Below are 20258 nucleotides of genomic sequence, written 5' to 3'. Positions count from 1 at the left end.
GCAGAGGGGCCGGCCCCATTCGTTAAAACACTCTATTCCTCAATCCTTCGGGTCAGGCACTGGGCCAGTTGCTCTTCGAAAGCTCCGTTGAGGGTGTCGATAAAGGTCGATGCATTGTCACCGGGGTAGTGGGTTTCCCCCACCACCACGTCGCAGTTGAAGGGTACCGGCATGGATCCACCCTTGGGCATTGACCTGCCAAGGCCATGCATTACCACGGTAGTGACGCCGGTACTGCCCGCGGACTTTGCCAGATGGTAGATCCCTTTCTTCAATGGTTGCAGTTGTTCCGGTGCGCCCCGGCTGCCTTCCGGGAACACCAGCAGTATCTCGCCCCGCTCCAGTGCCGCCCGGCATTCTGCAAACAGCTCATCCCGCGCTGCCTGGCCCTGGCGGTCAAGGGGGATGATCCCGATCACCCGCAGTGCAAACCAGGCCAGCAGCCGGTTGCGCAGGAAATAATCCGCAGCGGCAACGGGGCGTACCCTGGGCAGTTGCCCGAGGGGGAAAAGCGACATCAGCACCATGGTATCGAGGTGGCTGTTGTGATTGGCCGCGATAATGGCCGGTCCTGAACCCGGTAGCTTTTCCCGGTTGAACAGGTTGACCCCCAGACCAATGAAGACCACAGGCTTGACGATGATCAGGAAGAACAGTTTCTTCAGTGCGTTGCTAAACATGGTTATCCCCTAGTACTTGAGGTAGTAGAGGTAATGGAAGAACAGCGGTGCGGTGTACATCAGGCTGTCGATTCTGTCGAGGATGCCGCCGTGCCCCGGAATCAGCTGCCCGGTGTCCTTGATGCCCAGGTCCCGCTTGGTCGCCGATACGGTCAGGTCGCCGACAAAGCCCGCAACCCCGATCAATAGCCCCGCCAGCAATCCCTCCGACATGGACAGGGGGGTAAGCCAGGGGGCAAGCAGCATGGCCAGTACCATGGTGGTCGCTACGCCACCGACAAACCCGGCCCAGGTTTTGTTGGGGCTGATCTTCGGCACGATCTTGCGCTTGCCCAGGGTCTTGCCCCAGACATACTGGGCCACGTCGTTGAACTGGGTCAGGAACAGCAGGTATAGCACCAGCCCGATGGGCCCTCCAGCGGGGTTCCGCTCCGCGGGCAGGATCAGCAGGTAGGCCACATGGCTGATGGCAAAGACCGTGGTCATCACCGCCCACTGGTAAGAGGTGGCGGAGCGGATAAAGCCTTTGGTTTCCCCCAGCATCAGTAACGCAAAAGGGATGAACAGGAACAGGTACACCGGAATGAAAATGATGAACACGCCGTACCACTCCAGGCTGATCCAGTAGTAGTGCACCGGGATCATCAGGTACAGGGCCAGGATTACCCGTCTGTCGGTATGGCGCACCGGCAGGATCGAAAAGAACTCTCGCAGGGCCAGGAAACTCAGCACCGCGAAGAACACCAGCGAGGCCCCGCGACCGACGATCAGCACCACCAGCAGGATCCCGACCATGATCCACCAGGAGTTGATGCGCTGGCGCAGCTCGCGATGGGCCCCGGCTTCCATGCGGGATGCCAGAATTCGCTCGGCCACGGAGCCGGCGACCAACAGCAGGAACAATCCTGCAATGGCGTACTGGACGCTGGTCGGCAGTGAGAGGATCAGCAGGAACGACAGGTCCATGTTCAGCCCTCCCCGTGATTCAGTTGCGCGTGTAAGCCTGCCAGCCGCCGCCCACAGGTTGCGGCGCTGCCTGCCGCCACCAGTGCCAGGGCGAACCAAAGCGCCATTCCCGGCTCGGCCCACAGGCTGTCGAATACGGACAATACGCAAGCAGCCGTCAGCAATGCCATGCGGTGCTGCTTGGCCATCGGCCCCCGGAAATCCGCCGACACGCCGAGAGCACTGCCCAGCACCCGGACATAGGCCGTCAGCACGGCCAGCAAGGCGGCCAGCCAGCCAAGCCATATCGCTGATTCAAAACCTGGCAGGGAATAGCCCAGCGCCACCAGCAGCAGGGAGTCGCTGACCCGGTCTGGCACCTCGTTGAACAGCTCACCCGCGGGCGTGCTCTTGCCGCCCTCAACGGCAACCATGCCGTCAAAAAGGTTGCACAGCAGACGCCCCTGGATCATCGTCGCCGCCAGCAGCAGGGACCACCAGCGCCAGCCGCCTTCGAGGTTCCCGCTGACCAGGAAGGCGGCTGCTCCCACCAGGGCAAAGGCGATGCTCGCCAGTGAGATCTGGTTCGGTGTTACCCCGCGCTGCCCCAGCCAGCGGGCAAGGCCGCCGGCCCATTGTTTCTGTCGAACCTTGAGCGGCCTTCTCTGGCCCTGTACGTCATCCATCATTATTGAGATCCGAAACCGGTAACCGGGTTGATGAGAGGGAAGCCTCGCGCTGAAGTTGCACACTCAGCAACAGGCAGTAGCAAAAAGCGATCGTGGTGGGCGGAAGAATGGTCTGCCACAAGCCGGGGGTCTGCCCCAGCGAATGCACGAGAAAGAGAAAGGAGCCTGTCACCGACACAGTAATAAGGGGAGGTGCCAGCACCCGGCAGACCGGATGCCTGAAACGTCGAACCTGCCAGGTGACCGCAGCGGCCATAAGCAGGGTAACCACAAAGCTGGTAGAGCCCTGTATCAGAGCGGCAATGGTCGCCGCCTGCGCGCCGGCCTGCCAGTTGACCACCAGTGCCCAGCCACCCCAAAGCACGAAGGCCAGGCCGGCAGCCAGCAATTTCCCGGATTTCCTTTCCATGACATCCTATCCCTGGAGCAATGGTTTATTCGTTACACGAATGTGATGGCAAGGTTACTATAACGGCCTCACATCTGCTATCGGTGTGCAGTGAACCACTCCGCGATTTCCTGTCTCCAATGTTGATAGGATGCGACTGCAAACTTCCATACACCTCCCAGGACCAAGAAAACAAGATGATGACTGTTTTACAGCGCCCCTTGCGAATGACCCTGCCACTGATCGCCGTTCTTGTACTTGCAGCCTGCGACGCGCCAGAACTGCTGTCGCCCGATGCTCGCCTTCCGGATGGCAGTACCTATTCCGGCGATATCCGGGACGGTCTCTTTCATGGTGAGGGCGTTCAGGAGTTTGCCAGTGGCACGGTCTACAGCGGTCAGTTCCGGGAGGGGTACTGGCATGGTCAGGGTACACTCGAATCCCCGGCGGGTTGGCGTTACGAAGGCGAGTTCGAGAAAGGCCTGATGTCGGGGCAGGGGGTGCTTGAAGATGGCGACAGTCGTTATGAGGGAGCATTCCGGAACAATGAGTTCCATGGTGAAGGCCGTTACGAAGCCAGTGGCAGCGTCTATATCGCCGAGTTCGAAGATGGCACCCCGGTAAAGGGGGAAGCACATGACTGACTATGGCAGCTATGAGGGGGAGTTCCGCGACTGGTATTACCACGGGGAAGGCACCTACTCCTTTCCTGACGAATCGGAGGGTATGGACAGCCTATCGGGCACCTGGGAATACGGTGAGTTCCTGGATAGGGAGGAATACACCCCGGAAGAATCGCCAGCGCCCCTCACCGAAAAGATCCTTGCCGAGGATCGCCAGCGCCTGAATAACCAGATAGAAAGCCTGGCACCCGAACGGCCTGGTGTGACTGACGCCTATTTCCTTGCCGTGGGCGGAGATGGCACCGAGTCGGTTTTCATGCGCGATATCGAGGTGGCCAGAATAGGCCTGCAGGCGCAGTTTGATGTGGAGAAGCGCGCCATCATGCTGCTCAATCACCGGGATTACGAAACCTTTCCCCTCGCTTCCCGGCCATCCATCGCAACGGCCCTGAAGGCGTTGGATGAGCAAATGAACCCGGAAGAAGACCTGCTTGTCATTCACCTGGTCAGCCATGGCCGGAAAGATGGGCAACTGCTGTTGCAGCAACCCGGTATCGAACTGCCGGACCTGTCGCCCCAGGCCTTTGCGGAGATGTTGGAGCCACTGAACGCCCGCCGGAAATTGCTGGTGGTCTCCGCGTGCTACTCCGGCCACTGGCTCAACCAACTCAAAGACAGCGATACACTGATCATGACCTCCGCCCGGGAAGACCGCACGTCCTTCGGCTGCGGCGACGACTCGGAAATGACCTGGTTCACCAAGGCCGTGTATCAGAGCGTGGGCCTGTCACTGACTGATCCCGAGGCCATGTTCGAGCAGATCAACACGCAAATCAGAACCTGGGAAGAAGAGATCGGTATGGAGGAGGAAAACTGGTCCCATCCCCAGTCCCACCTGGGAGGCAGTCTGCGGGAATGGCTGAGCCAGGAAGTTTCCGGCCCCGCCGGGTGATCTTTTTGGCCTGACACCCGGAAAAGCACGTGCTTCTCCGGGTGTCAGGGGAGTTGATGCCTTAAGCGCTACAACCCCGCTTTGGCCGCCCGGGCTGCGTGCAGCTTCTTGTAGCTTTCAATCAGCCGCAGGTGTTTGTCCAGCCCTTCCAGCTGCATGCTGGTCGGGGTCAGGCCGTGGAAGCGCACCTCGCCACTCACTGACCCGACCACGGCGTTCATGGTGTCGTCCCCGAACATGCGCCGGAAGTTGGTCAGGTAGTCGTCCAGCGTCATCTCGTCGTCGAGGGTGACTTCCAGTACCGCCTGCACCGCCTGATAAAACAGGCCGCGTTCAACGGTGTTGTCGTTGAACTGCAGGAACATGTCGACAAACTCGAGTGCTTCCTCGTGCCATTGCAGGGCGAGGCAGATCAGGATTTTCAGCTCCAGGATGGTGAGCTGTCCCCAGACGGTGTTTTCGTCGAACTCCACGCCGATCAGGGTGATGATGGTCATGTAGTTGTCGAGCTGGCTGGCTTCCAGGCGCTCCACCAGATCGGCCAGCTGCTCGTCGCTCAGGCGGTGCAGGTTGAGGATGTCCTCCCGGTAATCCAGGGCCATGTTGGTGTTGTCCATGATCAGGTCCTCGACCGGATACACCTCGGAATAATCCGGCACCAGGATGCGGCAGACGGGCGCGCCCAACTCCTCGTAAACCGCGACATAGACTTCCTTGCCCAGGTCCGCGAGGATGCTGAACAGACCGTCGGCCTCTTCGGCGTTGGTGCCGGAGAAATCCCACTCCCGGAACTCGTAATCGGAGCGGGCGCTGAAGAAGCGCCAGGACACCACGCCGGTGGAATCGATAAAGTGTTCGACGAAGTTGTTGGGCTCGGTGACGGCCAGGCTGTTGAACGTGGGAGCTGGTACGTCGTTCAGGCCCTCGAAGCTGCGGCCCTGGAGCAATTCCGTCAGGCTGCGTTCAAGTGCCACTTCAAAGCTTGGGTGGGCGCCGAAGGAGGCAAACACGCCGCCGGTTCTGGGGTTCATCAGGGTGACACACATCACCGGGAACTGACCGCCCAGGGAGGCATCCTTCACCAGTGTCGGGAAGCCCTGGGCTTCTAGGGCCTCGATGCCCTCGAGAATGTCCGGGTATTTCTCAAGCACGTCCCGGGGCACGTCCGGCAGGGCAATTTCTCCTTCGATGATCTGCTTTTTCACCGCCCGCTCGAAGATCTCCGACAGGCACTGTACCTGTGCCTCCTGCAGGGTGTTGCCGGCACTCATGCCGTTGCTGAGGTACAGGTTTTCGATCAGGTTGGAGGGGAAGTAGACCACCTCGCCGTCGGACTGGCGCACAAAGGGCAGGGAACAGATGCCACGGTCGCGCCGGCCGGAATTGGTGTCGATCAGGTGAGAGCCGCGCAGATCGCCTTCGGGGTCGTAGATGGCGCGGCAGTGGTCATCGAGGATGCCTTCGGGCAGTTCGTCTTCAGGCCCGGGCTTGAACCACTGCTCGTTGGGATAGTGCACGAAATCGCTATTGGCGATCTCCTCGCCGAAGAACTGGTCGTTGTAGAAGAAGTTGCAGTTCAGGCGTTCGATGAATTCGCCAAGCGCAGAGCACAGGGCGCTTTCCTTGGTAGCGCCCTTGCCGTTGGTGAAACACATGGGCGAGGCGGCATCGCGGATGTGCAGCGACCACACATGGGGCACGATATTGCGCCAGGAGGCGATTTCGATTTTCATGCCAAGGTCCGCCAGAATGCCGGACATGTTGGCGATGGTCTGCTCCAGCGGCAGGTCCTTGCCAACGATGTAGGTGCTGGAGTCGCCTTCCGGCGCGGCCATCAGCAGGGCCTGGGCGTCTTCGTCGAGGTTTTCGACGGTTTCAATCTGGAATTCAGGGCCGGTCTGCACCACTTTCTTCACGGTACAGCGGTCGATTGAGCGCAGGATGCCCTGGCGGTCCTTATCGGAAATATCTTCCGGCAGCTCCACCTCAATTCTGAAAATCTGGTTGTAGCGGTTCTCCGGGTCGACAATGTTGTTTTGCGACAGGCGGATGTTTTCCGTGGGAATGTCCCGTGCCTTGCAGTAAACCCGGACAAAGTAGGCCGCACAGAGGGCCGACGAGGCCAGGAAATAATCGAACGGGCTCGGGGCGGAGCCATCACCCTTGTAGCGAATGGGCTGGTCAGTGGTGACGGTGAAATCATCAAACTTGGCTTCAAGCCTGAGGTTTTCGAGGAAGTTAACTTTGATTTCCATGAACAGGATACCGGGTTTACAGAATTGAGCGGGCTATTGGGTACTGGCTGGTATTATCCCGATTTCGGGGCCATAAGTCTTGAAAGACCGCCGCCAGATATACCCATTCAATCAGTCCACGACACTTTCAAGCAAGCGCTGCCGAAACCATTGATGGGCGGGGTCGTTATCGAGCACCGGGGCCCACATCAGGTAGACCGGTAGTGGAGGAATGTCGATCGGAAAAGGCAGGGTCTGTAGTCCCAGGGCCTCGGCGTATTGCTGTGCCATGCGCTCCGGGACGGTGGCGATCATGTCGGACCGGCTACAAGTGGCCAGCATACTGGCGAACTGGGTGACCCGTGCGCCGGTGCGGCGCTGCCAGCCGGGTTCGTTGAGGATCTGATCCAGCGGCAGGCGTCGGTTCCGGTCCGGCAGTACGACGTGCTCAGCCTCCAGAAACTGCTGCTTGGTGCAGCTGCCACGCAGTGTCGGGTGCCCCTGCCGCGCCACGACCGCCAGTCTCTCCGTCATCAGCACCTGCCGGTGCAGTTGGTCGTTCTCGGTGCCAAAGGCGTCCATGGCAAGATCGGCCTGTGCCGTGCAGAGGGTCTGCGGCACGTCGTCACCGGCCAATGCCACTTCCACCACTACCCCCGGCGCTTCCGTTTGCAGACGTGCCAGAAGCGGAGGCAACACCACCATTTCGAAATAGTCATTGCTGAGCACGCGAAAGCGACGCTGGCTGGTGGCGGGCACGAAACGGTTGGCCGGGTCCAGGGTGTCACGCAGTGCGGCCAGTTGCTGGCTGAGGCTGTCATGAAGCTCCCGTGCCCGAGGCGTAGGTAGCATGCCCTGACGTGTGCGCACGAACAGAGGGTCGCCCAGGGTGTGGCGCAGACGCTGCAGGGCGGCACTGATGGCCGGCTGGCTCATACCCAGAGTCTCTGCGGCGCGGGAGAGTTGACCGGCTTCCATGATGGCATCAAACACGGGCAGCAGGTTGAGGTCGACACTGCGTAAATTCAGCTTCATGGATAATACTTATACCAAACATTGAATAGAAAAATATACAGGGTGCCATTAACGTCAGAAGACATGCCTGCAGCCAATGTCTGGGAGAACAAAAATGGATGATCAAAAACTGACGATGCTGGTAACGTCTTTCATTGTGGTGACCGCTGTCTGGGAGGTGGTCAGTGGCCGCACCCGCGAGGGTCGGAAGAGTAAACAAGACTGGCGGATGGCTTTTCTCGCGACCTTCATGATGGTGGCGGTTCAGCGTCCGCTGGTATTGCTGGTGCTGACCCTTGGCCTGTCAACGCTGATTCCCGGCAGTGCCGGATCACTGGCCTGGCTTGAACAGGCTTACTTCTGGCCGACGCTGATCGTGTTTTTCTGCGTGGAGGAGTTCATTCACGGCAGCTTCCACCTGTTCGCTCACCGGCGTCGCCCCAACAACCGAATCCTTCAGTGGGTCCAGGCGTTCTACAAGATGAGTCACCGGCCACACCACATGTCTGGCGGTACGGATAGCAAAGGGCAGCTGTCGGTGACCCAGACATTCGTCAACGGCTGGGCCTGGTGGCTGATCATGCCCAATTATACCTTCCAGTTGCTGTGTCTTTACCTGGGGCTGGTGGATGTCTTTCTGATTGCCACGGCATTCAAGGGTTTGTGGGCGGCCCATACCCACGTCAACTGGAATTACGATCTGTATTTCCATAACCATCGCTGGGCCTGGGTGCGCAAGACCATGTGGGCGCTGGCTCATGTACTGGTGTTCCCGACCCAGCACCATCATCACCATGCCCGTGGCCCCAACTCAGCGAAGAATGTGACCTCCACGCTGGCGATATACGACTGGCTGGTGTTTGGTACCCTCGCCATTGAGACCAGCAAGCCCAAGGTCTACGGTTGGCGCCAGAAAGAGCATGAAGCCAACAGTGTCCTGAAACGCTATTTCTGCTGGGATGTCCGGTCGTACGTGCCCAAAGGTTGAGGCTCGAATCCGTACACAGGTTGCCCATCCTTATAATTGAACATTTGTTCACAGTTCCAATTGCGAGTGCTATGTTGAAAGTGTGGGCTCTTACGTTTTTGCACCTGGCGATATTCCCCGACAGGCGAAAATCGCAGTTTGGAGGCTGGCGCCTATGGGTAAGGCGGATGATCCGGATAACAAGGTTATCGCCAGGCTGCGTGAAAAGGCCGAGCGGTTGGAGAATCTTGAGAGCCGGCTCAGGGTGTTGGAGCGGGAACGTGAAGACTTGTTGGATACCAAGCTGCAAATGTCCAGCGAACTGGAGGAATACGACCGCAGCCTGAAGGAGTGGGAGTGGTTCTTTGAACATTCCGTTCAGATGCTATGCATTGCCGGATTGGACGGTTACTTCAAACGGGTGAATTCGGCGTTTGCCAATACGTTGGGTTATTCGAAAGAGGAGTTGATCTCGCGTCCGTTTCTGGACTTCGTGCATCCGGAGGATGTCGCCAGAACGACCAGAGAGCTGGAGGGCTTGGGAGAAGGGCATGACAGCGTCAGCTTTGAAAATCGCTATCGCGCCAAGGATGGGAGCTGGCGATGGATTGCCTGGTACTGTCCCGCCATTTCCAGTGTCACGACCAAACTGTTTGCCATTGCCCGCGATATCACCGAAGACCGCCGCAAGGAGGCGGAAATACTCTACAAGGCTTCCCACGATTCACTCACCGACTTGCACAATCGGGCGGCATTTGAAGAAAGCCTCGAGTCCGCCATTGCCCTGCAACGACGGAACCAGGCAGGCGAGGTGGTGCTTTACCTGGTCGATATTGACGGCTTCAAAGAAGTCAATGACCAGTATGGGCACATGGCTGGTGACCACCTGCTGCAGGTAATCTCGGAACGGTTTCGGAAGATCCAGCGCGCGGGTGAAATGGTGGCGAGAGTGGGGGGCGATGAGTTCGCCTTTCTGGTGGAAGGCACCGCGGACGATTCCGAAAGTTATCCATTTGAGCCCCTTGCGGAACGCATTATCGCCCAGGTCAGCGAGCCGGTGGAGTTGAACAGGGGAACGGTCACCGTAGGTTGCAGCATCGGCATTTCAGCGTTTCCTGGCACCGCTGACGATTTCTGTTCGTTGATGTCCCAGGCTGACAAGGCCATGTATGCAGTCAAGAAGTCCGGAAAGAACGGTTTCCGAAAATTTGATCCTTCGCTAACCTGACAGGGTGCAGCAGAAGAGTGCGAAGGCGGGGCGTGACCCGAACGATCAATCGGAAACGGAATAGCATCGATGACGGAATACTTTATCCAGGCGTTTATTTATCTGTTGGCGGCGGTTGTCGCGGTACCGTTGGCCAAGCGCCTGGGGCTGGGGTCGGTGCTCGGCTATCTGGTGGCCGGGGTGGTGATCGGGCCGGTGACCGGTCTGGTGGGCCAGGAAACCGCCACAATCCAGCATTTCGCCGAATTTGGCGTGGTGATGATGCTGTTCCTGGTGGGCATGGAGCTGGATCCGAAATCCCTGTGGGCCATGCGGGTCCGTTTACTGGGGCTGGGTGGTCTACAGGTAGTGCTGACCTCCGTTGCGGGCATGGCGATCGCCTGGTGGTTGGGCCTGCCCTGGCAAACCACCATCGCAGTGGGCCTGATCTTTTCCCTGTCCTCCACCGCTATTGTCCTGCAAACCCTGAACGAGAAGGGGCTGAGTAAGACCGAGGGTGGTCGCGGGGCCTTCTCGGTGTTGCTGTTCCAGGACATTGCCGTGATTCCCATGCTGGCCGTCATTCCGCTGCTGGCGGTGTCGGGGCTGGCGGCGGTTGGTTCGGCAGAAGCGGATCAGCACGGCAGTTTCAGCCTGGTGGCGGATCTGCCCGGTTGGGCCCACGCGCTGGTCGTGATTGGCGCGGTGGCGACGGTGATCGTGGGTGGTCACTACCTGAGCCGACCGCTGTTCCGTTATGTGGTGCAGTCCGGCATGCGGGAGGTGTTTACCGCCATGGCGCTTATGCTGGTGATCGGCATTGCCGCGCTGATGAGTGTGGTGAACCTGTCACCCGCCCTTGGTGCTTTTCTGGCCGGCGTGGTGCTGGCCAACAGCGAATTTCGTCATGAGCTCGAGGCCAACATTGAGCCGTTCAAGGGGCTGCTGCTCGGCCTGTTCTTCATCACCGTGGGCGCCGGCATCAATTTCGATGTGTTGTCGGCGCAGTGGGGCACGGTGCTGACGCTGGGGCTGCTGGTGATTGTGGTCAAGGCCGGAGTTCTGCTGTTGCTGGCGCTGCTGTTTGGCCTCCGTGGCCGGGACGGCTGGTTGTTTACCCTGGGACTGGCCCAGGCCGGTGAATTCGGGTTTGTTCTGCTGACCTACAGTATGCAGAACCGGGTGATACCCATGGATATTGCCCAGGTGCTGGCCCTGGTGGTGGCGCTGTCCATGTTCCTCACGCCGTTACTGTTCATCGCCTATGACCGCCTGATCCTGCCGCGATACCGCGAAGCCCGTAACGAGCAACGGGACGCGGACACCATCGAGGAACAGGCGCCGGTGATTGTGGCCGGGGTGGGACGGTTCGGCCAAATCGTCTGCCGCTTGCTGCGAGCCAACAACATTCCGATTGTGGCCCTGGATCTGGCGCTGGACCAGATTGAGAACCTGCGGCGCATCAACATCAAGAGCTACTTTGGCGATGCCAGCCGGATGGACTTGCTGGAAACCGCCGGTATCGCCGACGCCCGCCTGCTGGTGGTGGCCATTGATGATCGGGAGCGTGCGGTGGCTCTGGTGCATCACGTCAAGCAACACTTCCCGGGCGTGTGGATTCTGGCCCGGGCTTTCGACCGGGGTCATGGGTACGACCTGAGGGACGCGGGTGCCGATGACGTGGTCAGCGAAACCTATCATTCCGCCCTGGAGCTGGGCGGTCAGGCACTGACGGCATTTGGCGTACACCCCTTGCGCGCTCGTCAGATGACCTGGGCCTTTGTGAACAACGAGAAAGCCCATGAGGCTGAACTGCACGAAGCCTGGAAGGATATCGAATCCGGAATCAGCTTTAGCCCCCGTTACGGCGAATTGTTCATGAAGCTGGAAGACACCCTCAGCCACGTGATGAAGCAGGACTGGCAACCTCCCAGCCGGGAGGAAGTGCCGCTGTGGGCTCCGCCGGAAAGCGGCGGGCGTTAGGCGGTTTCTTCGACCTCCTTGGTTTCGGTTGCGGGTACCGTCAGCATCAACAGGAAACCAATCAGCAGGAATGCCAGGATAGTGCTCATGCCCCAGCGCTGGCTGTCGGTGACGGCTGTGACCCAGCCCACCAGCAGGGGGCCGGCGAACGCGGTGGCCTTGCCGGAGAAGGCAAACAGACCGAACATCTGGGTCTGAAGGTGGGGTGGGGCAACGCGGGCCAGGTGTGAACGGCTGGCGGATTGCAGCGGCCCCACGAAAATGCCCAGGATCATGCCCCATACCCAGAATGCAGTCGCGCCATCCACAACCAGGATGGCCAGCGCACTGCTGCCCAGCCCGATTAGCGACAACAGGATGGTGTTGCGGCCACCCAGGGCGTCGTCGATCCACGCAAACCCCAGGGCGCCCAGCCCTGCCGTCACGTTCAGGGCAATGGCGAATTGCAGCACTTCAGTAGGGTTCATGTTGAAGGTGCCGGCGGCGTACACGCCCCCGAACGTAAAGATGGTGGCCAGTCCGTCGGTGTACAGCATGCGGGCAATCAGGAAGCGCACAATATCCTTGTACTGGCGGACGTGGGCGATGGACTCCTTTAACTGCGCGAACCCGGCGCGTGTGGATGCTGCCAGACTCAGACCGGTGGATGGCCGGTCCGGGATGAAGATAAACGCCGGCAGGGCGAACACCAGGTACCAGACAGCCACAAGTACGAAGGTGGCGCGCACGTGTTCGGCCTGGTCCCGGTCCAGGTTGAAAAGGTTGGCGTCGGTCTCGATAAAGCCGTACAGCGCGACGACCAGGCTTGTAACACCGCCCACGTAACCCAGTGCCCAGGCCCAGCCGGACCAGCGGCCGGTGCGTTCCCGGCTGGCCAGGTCCGGCAGCATGGAGTTGTAAAAGATAAACGCGAATTCAGCGCCGAGCGTGCCCAGACCGACCCATAGCGCGGCGTTCCAGAACTGGTCCTGCTCCGGAGTGACGGTCCACAACATGGCGGAAGACAGCACGCACAGCAGGGTGAAGGTGATGAACCAGGGTTTGCGCCGCCCGGACTGGTCGGCAATGGCGCCCAGTATCGGCGCCAGGATGGCGATAAAGATACCGGAAATGCCCACGATGTTGCCCCAGGCATTGGTGCCCGCCACCTCGTCCTGCATCACCGATACGCTGAAGTACTGGGCAAAGACAAAGGTGAGAATGATGGTAAAGAAGGCGCTGTTGGCCCAGTCGTACAGCGCCCAGGACCAGAGCGCGCGTTTGTCTTCCTGCGCGCCCGGGGGCTGGGCGTGGGGCGAGTGTGGTGGCATGTTCGGCTGGGCTCCTTATCCTGACAAGGGACATCCGTGCCGTGATTGTGGCCGTTATCGACGCAAATGCCCAGCCCCGTTGGATTAAACGGCCTTCAGGTACTTTGCCTCGTGGTCGAGCAGCCAGGCCTTGCGTTCCAGACCGCCGGCGTACCCGGTGAGGGTACCGTTGGCACCAATGACCCGGTGGCAGGGAATCAGGATCGCCACCGGGTTGAGGGCATTGGCCCGGGCCACGGCGCGCACCGCTTTGGGGTTGCCCAGGGTTTCGGCCAGGGCGCTGTAGGAGCGATGTTCACCCGTCGGGATGTCGATGAGCCCCTGCCAGACGCGTTGCTGGAAGTCGGTGCCGGTCAGCTGGATCTGCTCCCTTGGCAGGGGCCGAAGCTCGCCGGCGAAATAGGCCTCCAGCCACTCGGTGATGGCGCTGGGCGCGGAGTGCGGCTGCTCCCGCCACTGAGGATGATGGAATCGCCGGGCCTGCAGGGCGTGCATACGGTCTTCGTTGCCGTCGAAGTCCAGGTGGACCAGTTTGTCATCCACCGTGGCCAGACTCAGGGGGCCAACGGGGCTGGGAAAGCGGCTGATAGTGATGACTGTATTCATGGCGTGGTCTCCTGCCGGGGTGGATGGTCGGCCAGCGTGGCCCACAAATACTGGGCGGCATAAGCCCGCCACGGGCGCCAGCGTTCAGCGTGACGGGTAAGGGCTTTGGCGTTGGCTGGTCCGCCAAGGCTGGCTGAGGCCTTGAGGATGCCCAGGTCGCTGGCCGGAAAAGCGTCGGGGTCGGACAGGCCGCGCAGGGCCAGGTAGTTGAGTGTCCAGGGACCGATACCGCGAAGGGGGGCTAGCTGCTCCAGCAGGGTACTGCCATCCAGCTCGGCAAAACCGGGTTCGGCAAACCTTGCAGCGACCCGGGCGAGGGTTTCTGCCCGGCTGCGGGGCAGTCCCAGTTTATCCAGTGGTTGCGCTGCCAGGTCCGCTGGCTCCGGGAATCGATGAGTGATGCCGGTGCCAGCCGCCAGGTCTTCCGGAAGGGGAGTTCCATGGCGGGCGACCAGCCGACCGGCAATTGTGCGGGCGGCGGCTATGGATATCTGCTGGCCCAGGATAGCCCGCACGGCGAACTCGAACCGGTCCCAGCATCCGGGTACGCGAAGGCCGGGATGCTGTGTAACGATGGGGCGCAACAGTGGATCCCGGGACAGGAGGCTGGTGATGGTGGACAGGTCTGCGTCCAGATCGAACAGCCAACGTATCCGCTCGCTCACCTCGAGGATGGCCTGCCGTGCCGGCCCCCTGAGAATCACCTGCATACCTGGCTGGTCAGCGCGCGGCCGGCAGATCACCAGCCCCGGCTGACCAGTGAACTGTATCGCACGGGCATAATACTGATCGCCCACTGCTTCCAACCCGGGAATGGCACGGGCGCGGAAGAACGCCAGCAGGGCATCGCTGTCAAAGGGCGGTCGCGCCTGCAGGAACAGGACGAGATCATCGCGAGCCGGCTTGAAGGGATCGTCGGGGCTGCGGCGGCTGTTGCTGGCCGGCCGTCCAGGGCCACGGCGATAGGCTGTGGGAGCATCGCCATAGGTTTCTTTCAGGGTATGGTTGAAGCGTCGAAGGCTGCGGAAACCGGCGATCTCGGCAATCTCGGTCATGCTCAGGTTGCTGTCCACGATCAGCTGCCTTGCCCGTAACAGGCGTCGGGCCTGGGCATGTTGCTGGGGCGTTACGCCGGTGTGGCGCTTATAGAGCTGGCGCAGGTAGCGATCGGTAATGCCCAGGCGTTCAGCCAGTTCCGGTACTGAACGGGTGTCCAGGGCGCCTTCCTCCACCAGCCTCACCGCTCGTGCCAGCGTGGTATGCACGCCGGCGGCGGCCGGGCTGCCAGGAGCGGCTTCCGGGCGGCATCGCAGGCACGGCCTGAAACCATTGGCCATGGCCGCTTCCGCCGACGGGTAAAAGCGCACATTGCCCCGCTTGGGCGTTACCGCGGGGCAGATGGGGCGGCAGAAGATCCCGGTGGTCAGTACGGCGGTGTAGAAGCGACCGTCAAAACGGGCATCCCGGGTTTGCAGCGCCTGGTAGCAGAGATCATCAGTCAATGTGTCCATGTCTGAAAGTGTACCAGTGCTGGCCGGGAAAACTCGCCGGATTCGGAACTGAGCGTGTCGCGGTCAGATGGTCAGGCCCAGCAACAGGACAAGTTCGGAGAACACCACGCTGGCGCCCAGGGTATCGCCGGTGTAGCCGCCCAATTGGCTGCGCAGGTAGCTTCCCCAAACCAGGGCAACTCCCAGGGTTGCACACAGCCCCCACAACAATAGCCAGGGTTCGTACAGAACCAGTACCAGGGACGCAAAAACAGTGAAGGTCGCGGCAATCGCCAGCCGGGTTCGCGAAAAGCCATCGGCAACCGGTTTGCTCTTGCTCTTGTCCGGATCGGTCACGTATGGGAGGTAGCCCATGATCAAAAGTGGTGTGAGACGTGCCACCATGGGTGCGGCCAAAAGTGCCAGCCAGACGGGGCTTGCCTCGGCCAGCAGGGCGACTTTCAGCACCAGGGCCATCACCAGTGCCGCTGTGCCGTAGGTGCCAATTCGGCTGTCCTTCATGATCTCCAGACGCTTTTCGAGCGTATATCCACCACCCAGTGCGTCCACGCTGTCGGCCAGACCATCCTCGTGGAAGGCCCCTGTCAGCCACAGGTGCAGGATGACCACCAATACAATCGAGATCAGCGGACTGAAGGCAAGGGTCAATAAGGTGTAGGCGCCGACATAACATGCGCCCAGGAGCAGGCCGACGACCGGGAAATAAAGGCTGCTCTGGTTCATCAGGCGTTGTGAGTAATCGATCTGGGTCAGCATTGGTATCCGGGTGAGGAAACCAATCGCGAGCCAGAAGGCCTGCCATTCACGGGATGCGGGGTTTGTATGGGTGCTCAAATGCTGCTCCGGGGGCATGCTCGCGGGATTTGTTGCCATACTCTACACTTTTTTTGTAGGCCGCCGGAAAAACGGCTCCCTTGAGAGGAGTCACGCAGTTTTATGCATGATCAAAAGGATAGCGATGGCTCAGGCCAGAACTCGCCAGAATTTTATAACAAGCTGACAGCCAGCGTACCCGTTATTCTCTATACCTACTGGTTGAGTGCTGACGGGGGTGAGCATCGGTATCCTTATGTTAGCAGGCGGGTGGCTGATTGGTTCGGGCTGGAACCTGAGGCATTGCAGAAAAGTGCGGATGCCATTTTTGGGATTGTTCATCCGGATGACCTGGCCGGTGTTGGCGAGAGTATCCAGGCTTCCGCTCGTAATCTGACGACGTGGGAGCACTGCGCCAGGCTGAAGCTCACGACCGGAGAGTACCAGTGGTTTGAAGGCCACTCCGAACCGGAGCGACTGAGCGATGGCAGTACCCTGTGGTACGGTCAGTTTCACAATATCCAGCAATACAAGGAATTGGAGCAGGTTCTGCGTGAGAGTGAAACGGAGCATTCGTATCAGGCGGGTTTCCAGAAGCTGATCGCCGACCTGTCGAAGGAATTCATCAACCTGCAGTTCGGAACCATTGATGAGTGTATACGCGAACTGCTGAAAACCATGGGGCAGTTCTTTGAAGTCGATCGCGCCTACCTGTTCAGTTTTTCAGACGATTACCAGTCCATGGCCAACACCCATGAGTGGGTAGGCCCTGGTGTTCCCGCCCTGATTGACAGACAGCAGAGCGTCTATATTGGAAATTTGCAGTGGTGGCAGCAGCAGATTAGCGGAATGGTGAGCACTGATAAGGTTGTCTTTATACCTGACGCGTCTGGATTGCCTGATATTGCTGGCGGGGAGAAAGAGATACTGGAACGCCGTGGCGTAAGCTCCATGTTTGCTGTGCCGGTCAAGATCCGCGGGCGCGTTACCGGTTTTTTTGGCGTGGATTCACTGCAAAAGCGAAATTGGCGTGAGGACCAGGGCGATCTCCTGATCATTGTTTCCGGCTTGCTGTCCGGCGCACTGGAGCGCCATAACCTGGAGCAGAAGCTACTCAGCCAGTCCATTCGGGATCCCTTGACCGAACTTCACAACCGTCGCTACCTGATGCCGCGCCTGGAGGAAATGCTGGGACGGGCGGCCCGGAAGCACGAACCGTTTGCCGTGGCGATGTTTGATATCGACCATTTCAAGCAGATCAATGATTCGCTGGGGCATCTCGCCGGCGATTATGTGCTGACCGAGTTCGCCGGGATCCTGGTGGAAAATACCCGCGGCATGGATGTGGTGGCTCGCTTTGGCGGGGAAGAGTTCATGGTCGCGTTTGCGCTGGACGACACGGACGATGTGGGCGGTATGGTTGCCAGGATCCTGCTGGCGGTGCGTGGGCATGAGTTTGTTTTCGAAGACTTGCCCATTGAGGTCACCGTCAGTGCGGGCATTGCCGCGGTGACGGACCTGCCGACGATACCTTCCAGTCCGGACCCGGTGATCGGCAAAGCGGATCACCACCTCTATCTGGCAAAGGAGGCGGGCAGGAATTGTTTCGTTGATGCATCGGGGGTATTTCGCCCATAAAAAAAGATCATTTCACCTCTTATTCATAATGGGTATATCCTTATGCCTATAAATTTAAGTCTCCCCTGGAGGTGAAGCCATGACGAGCCCAGTCGTGCAGCATTTTTTTGACGAGCCAACGAATACCTTCAGCTACGTTGTCCGTGACCCGGACAGTACGGCCTGCGTCATTATTGACTCGGTACTGGACTTTGACTACGCGTCCGGGCGCACGGAGGTTCGTTCCGCCGATAACATCATTACTTATATTCTTCGCGAAGGCCTGGCTGTCGAGTGGATTCTGGAAACCCACGTTCATGCAGACCATTTGTCCGCCGCGCCGTATCTGCAGGAGCATCTCGGCGGGAGAACCGGTATCGGAGCCCGCATCGTCGAAGTGCAGAACATTTTCGGTAAGGCCTTCAATGCCGGCACTGAGTTCGCCCGTGACGGCAGCCAGTTCGACCGGCTCTTCGAGGAAGGTGACCGCGTGGACATCGGCAATCTGGAGGTCTGTGTGCTGCACACGCCGGGCCACACTCCTGCCTGCCTGACCTATGTGATTGGAGACGCCGCATTCGTCGGCGATACTCTGTTCATGCCGGATTACGGCACCGCCCGCTGCGATTTTCCCGGAGGAGACGCGCGAACCCTTTTCCGGTCGATCCAGAAGGTCCTGGCCCTGCCGCCGGAGACCCGCATATTCCTGTGTCACGACTACAAGGCGCCGGGGCGTGAAACCTATCAGCATATGACCACCGTGGCAGAGCAACGCCGTGCGAACGTGCACGTTCATGAAGGGATCTCCGAGGAACGGTTCGTGAAGATGCGCACCGAACGCGATGCCACCCTGGAAATGCCCCGGCTGATTCTGCCTTCGGTACAGGTCAACATGCGGGCTGGCCAACTGCCTCCGGCGGAAGGTAATGGGCAGGTCTATCTCAAAGTGCCGGTCAACCTGTTCTGAACCGCCGATGAGCCTCAAACGCTACCTTCCGGTATTGCAATGGCTACCGGAGTATCGCCGGGAACAGGCCGCCAGTGATCTGATTGCTGCGGTGATTGTGACCATTATGCTGATTCCCCAGTCACTGGCTTATGCACTGCTGGCGGGACTACCTGCGCAGGTTGGGCTTTACGCGAGCATCCTGCCACTGGTGCTGTACGCGGTGTTTGGCACCAGCCGGACCCTGTCGGTGGGGCCCGTGGCCGTGGTCGCGTTAATGACCGCAGCAGCTTTGGCGCCGATCGCTGCGCCTGGCAGCCCGGAGTACCTGGCCGGAGCGGTGCTGCTGGCCGTCATGTCAGGTCTGATGCTGACGGCAATGGGGGGGCTGAGACTGGGATTTCTGGCGAATTTTCTTAGCCATCCGGTGATTTCCGGATTTATCACCGCGTCGGGCATCGTGATCGCGTTCAGCCAGCTCAAGCACATATTGGGGATTGATGCCTCTGGTCATAATCTGATTGAGATTGCCGGCTCACTGGCCGGGAACCTGGGGAACGTCAGTTTGCCGACCCTGCTGATCGGTGCGGGGGCCCTGGTGTTCCTGATGTTCGCCCGATCACGTCTGAAACCCCTGTTGATCCACTTCGGATGTGGAATCCGAATGGCGGACATCCTCACCAGAACAGCGCCCGTTCTGGCGGTGTTGGTCACCTCTCTGGTTGCGTGGGTATTGGAGCTGGATGCGCTGGGTGTCCAGTTGGTGGGTGAGGTGCCCTCCGGTTTGCCGGAGCTGACGATGCCTTCCATGGAAGTGTCTGTCTGGAAGCAGCTTGCGGTTGGCGCGTTGCTAATCAGCGTGGTGGGGTTTGTGGAGTCGGTGTCGGTAGGGCAGACGCTGGCGGCGAAGCGCCGGCAGCGCATTGATCCGGATCAGGAGCTGATTGGCCTGGGTGCAGCGAATCTCGGGGCGGGCTTTTCCGGGGGGATGCCGGTAACTGGCGGTTTTTCCCGCTCGGTAGTGAATTTTGACGCCGGTGCGCAAACCCCGGCGGCAGGTGCGTATACCGCCGTGGGTATCGCTCTGGCGACGTTGTTGCTGACACCCGCGATCGCTTATCTGCCGACGGCAACGCTGGCAGCAACGATCATAGTGGCGGTGGCCACGCTGATTGATTTCCCGGCGCTGGTGCGTACCTGGCGTTATTCCCGTGCCGACTTTGGCGCCATGCTGGCGACTATTACGCTCACTCTGGTTTATAGCGTTGAAGCGGGCATCATCGCCGGGGTGGGGTTGTCGATCGGTTTGTTTCTGTTTCGAACCAGTCGCCCCCACAGTGCGGTGGTCGGCCGGGTGCCCGGCACCGAGCATTTCCGTAATATCCAGCGTCATCGGGTGGAAACCAGCCGTCACGTGACCTTCCTGCGGGTGGACGAGAGCCTCTACTTCGCTAATGCCCGCTTCCTGGAAGAAGCGGTGATGGACCTGGTCACCTGCCAGCCGGACCTGAAGGATCTGGTGTTGGTGTGCCCGGCAGTGAACCTGATTGATGCCTCCGCCTTGGAGAGCCTGGAGACCATCAACGAAAGGCTGAGTGATGCCGGCGTGCGTCTGAATCTGTCTGAAGTGAAGGGGCCGGTGATGGACCGGCTGAAGAATACTCAGTTGCTCAGTCGTCTGGAAGGAACGGTTTTCCTCAGTACATTTGAGGCCTGGCAAACACTGGTGTCACCTTCAGAGATGCCGGTAACGAGCGTGCCCTGATACACTGG

18 protein-coding genes are annotated in these 20258 nt (G+C 59.8%); 8 read left to right on the top strand and 10 right to left on the bottom strand.

Annotated features, from left to right (window positions below):
- Window positions 1-32 precede the first annotated feature (32 nt).
- The 4 genes from ACJO3M_RS11785 to ACJO3M_RS11770 are packed head-to-tail and all read right to left on the bottom strand — an operon-like array spanning window position 33 to window position 2723.
- A complete protein-coding gene (locus tag ACJO3M_RS11785; protein WP_407001564.1) occupies window positions 33-680 on the bottom strand; it encodes a lysophospholipid acyltransferase family protein in 648 nt (215 codons plus the stop codon).
- Between the two features lie 9 nt (window positions 681-689).
- The gene (locus ACJO3M_RS11780; RefSeq protein WP_407001563.1) at window positions 690-1646 is read right to left on the bottom strand and encodes a phosphatidate cytidylyltransferase; all 957 of its coding nucleotides are present in this window, start codon (window positions 1644-1646) and stop codon (window positions 690-692) included.
- Between the two features lie 2 nt (window positions 1647-1648).
- A complete protein-coding gene (locus tag ACJO3M_RS11775) occupies window positions 1649-2314 on the bottom strand; it encodes a CDP-alcohol phosphatidyltransferase family protein (protein ID WP_407001562.1) in 666 nt (221 codons plus the stop codon).
- Complete coding sequence (locus tag ACJO3M_RS11770; protein WP_406985795.1) at window positions 2304-2723, bottom strand: hypothetical protein; 420 nt, start codon at window positions 2721-2723, stop codon at window positions 2304-2306. The genes ACJO3M_RS11775 and ACJO3M_RS11770 overlap by 11 nt, the downstream gene beginning before the upstream one ends.
- Window positions 2724-2899: 176 nt before the next feature.
- Here ACJO3M_RS11770 and ACJO3M_RS11765 point away from each other — a divergent pair, with 176 nt between their 5' ends.
- Entirely contained in the window at window positions 2900-3346 is a 447-nt protein-coding gene (locus tag ACJO3M_RS11765; protein ID WP_407001561.1) for an MORN repeat-containing protein, read from the top strand.
- Window positions 3339-4277, top strand: a complete 939-nt coding sequence (locus ACJO3M_RS11760; RefSeq protein WP_407001560.1) for a C13 family peptidase — start codon at window positions 3339-3341, stop codon at window positions 4275-4277. Before ACJO3M_RS11765 ends, ACJO3M_RS11760 begins: the two co-directional genes overlap by 8 nt.
- 68 nt (window positions 4278-4345) lie before the next feature.
- Here the strand turns inward: ACJO3M_RS11760 and ACJO3M_RS11755 are convergent, their stop codons facing one another.
- Window positions 4346-6532: an OsmC domain/YcaO domain-containing protein gene (locus ACJO3M_RS11755; protein ID WP_407001559.1), complete on the bottom strand. Its 2187-nt coding sequence runs from the start codon at window positions 6530-6532 to the stop codon at window positions 4346-4348.
- A 111-nt stretch (window positions 6533-6643) separates the two neighbouring features.
- The gene (locus ACJO3M_RS11750) at window positions 6644-7546 is read right to left on the bottom strand and encodes a LysR family transcriptional regulator (RefSeq protein ID WP_407001558.1); all 903 of its coding nucleotides are present in this window, start codon (window positions 7544-7546) and stop codon (window positions 6644-6646) included.
- 94 nt (window positions 7547-7640) lie between these two features.
- Here ACJO3M_RS11750 and ACJO3M_RS11745 point away from each other — a divergent pair, with 94 nt between their 5' ends.
- The 3 genes from ACJO3M_RS11745 (at window position 7641) to ACJO3M_RS11735 (ending at window position 11682) form a co-directional block, all read left to right on the top strand.
- Window positions 7641-8513 carry a sterol desaturase family protein gene (locus ACJO3M_RS11745; RefSeq protein ID WP_407001557.1) on the top strand — a complete coding sequence of 291 codons (873 nt, stop codon included), beginning with the start codon at window positions 7641-7643 and terminating at the stop codon, window positions 8511-8513.
- Between the two features lie 154 nt (window positions 8514-8667).
- Entirely contained in the window at window positions 8668-9720 is a 1053-nt protein-coding gene (locus tag ACJO3M_RS11740; protein WP_407001556.1) for a diguanylate cyclase domain-containing protein, read from the top strand.
- A 69-nt stretch (window positions 9721-9789) separates the two neighbouring features.
- Window positions 9790-11682, top strand: coding sequence for a monovalent cation:proton antiporter-2 (CPA2) family protein (locus ACJO3M_RS11735; protein WP_407001555.1), 1893 nt, complete (start codon window positions 9790-9792; stop codon window positions 11680-11682).
- On the opposite strand, the gene ACJO3M_RS11730 is transcribed toward ACJO3M_RS11735, so the two are convergent.
- The 4 genes from ACJO3M_RS11730 to cobS form a co-directional block, all read right to left on the bottom strand.
- Window positions 11679-12992: an MFS transporter gene (locus ACJO3M_RS11730; RefSeq protein WP_407001554.1), complete on the bottom strand. Its 1314-nt coding sequence runs from the start codon at window positions 12990-12992 to the stop codon at window positions 11679-11681. The genes ACJO3M_RS11735 and ACJO3M_RS11730 overlap by 4 nt on opposite strands.
- Before the next feature lie 84 nt (window positions 12993-13076).
- A complete protein-coding gene (locus ACJO3M_RS11725; protein WP_407001553.1) occupies window positions 13077-13598 on the bottom strand; it encodes a methylated-DNA--[protein]-cysteine S-methyltransferase in 522 nt (173 codons plus the stop codon).
- Entirely contained in the window at window positions 13595-15109 is a 1515-nt protein-coding gene (locus tag ACJO3M_RS11720) for a DNA-3-methyladenine glycosylase 2 family protein (protein ID WP_407001552.1), read from the bottom strand. Before ACJO3M_RS11720 ends, ACJO3M_RS11725 begins: the two co-directional genes overlap by 4 nt.
- 63 nt (window positions 15110-15172) lie before the next feature.
- Window positions 15173-15943 carry an adenosylcobinamide-GDP ribazoletransferase gene (cobS, locus tag ACJO3M_RS11715; protein WP_407001551.1) on the bottom strand — a complete coding sequence of 257 codons (771 nt, stop codon included), beginning with the start codon at window positions 15941-15943 and terminating at the stop codon, window positions 15173-15175.
- 102 nt (window positions 15944-16045) lie between these two features.
- Between cobS and ACJO3M_RS11710 the strand changes: the two genes are divergently transcribed.
- The 3 genes from ACJO3M_RS11710 to ACJO3M_RS11700 all read left to right on the top strand — a co-directional run bounded on the left by ACJO3M_RS11710 (window position 16046) and on the right by ACJO3M_RS11700 (window position 20250).
- A complete protein-coding gene (locus tag ACJO3M_RS11710) occupies window positions 16046-17560 on the top strand; it encodes a sensor domain-containing diguanylate cyclase (RefSeq protein ID WP_407001550.1) in 1515 nt (504 codons plus the stop codon).
- Window positions 17561-17639: 79 nt separating this feature from the next.
- Complete coding sequence (locus ACJO3M_RS11705; protein ID WP_407001549.1) at window positions 17640-18506, top strand: MBL fold metallo-hydrolase; 867 nt, start codon at window positions 17640-17642, stop codon at window positions 18504-18506.
- A gap of 7 nt (window positions 18507-18513) precedes the next feature.
- Window positions 18514-20250: a SulP family inorganic anion transporter gene (locus ACJO3M_RS11700; RefSeq protein ID WP_407001548.1), complete on the top strand. Its 1737-nt coding sequence runs from the start codon at window positions 18514-18516 to the stop codon at window positions 20248-20250.
- The last annotated feature ends 8 nt before the right edge of the window (window positions 20251-20258 follow it).

The organism is Marinobacter alkalisoli (assembly GCF_045449795.1).
In the GTDB taxonomy this organism is placed as follows: Bacteria; Pseudomonadota; Gammaproteobacteria; order Pseudomonadales; family Oleiphilaceae; genus Marinobacter.
This window is presented reverse-complemented; position numbering and strand designations above follow the sequence as displayed.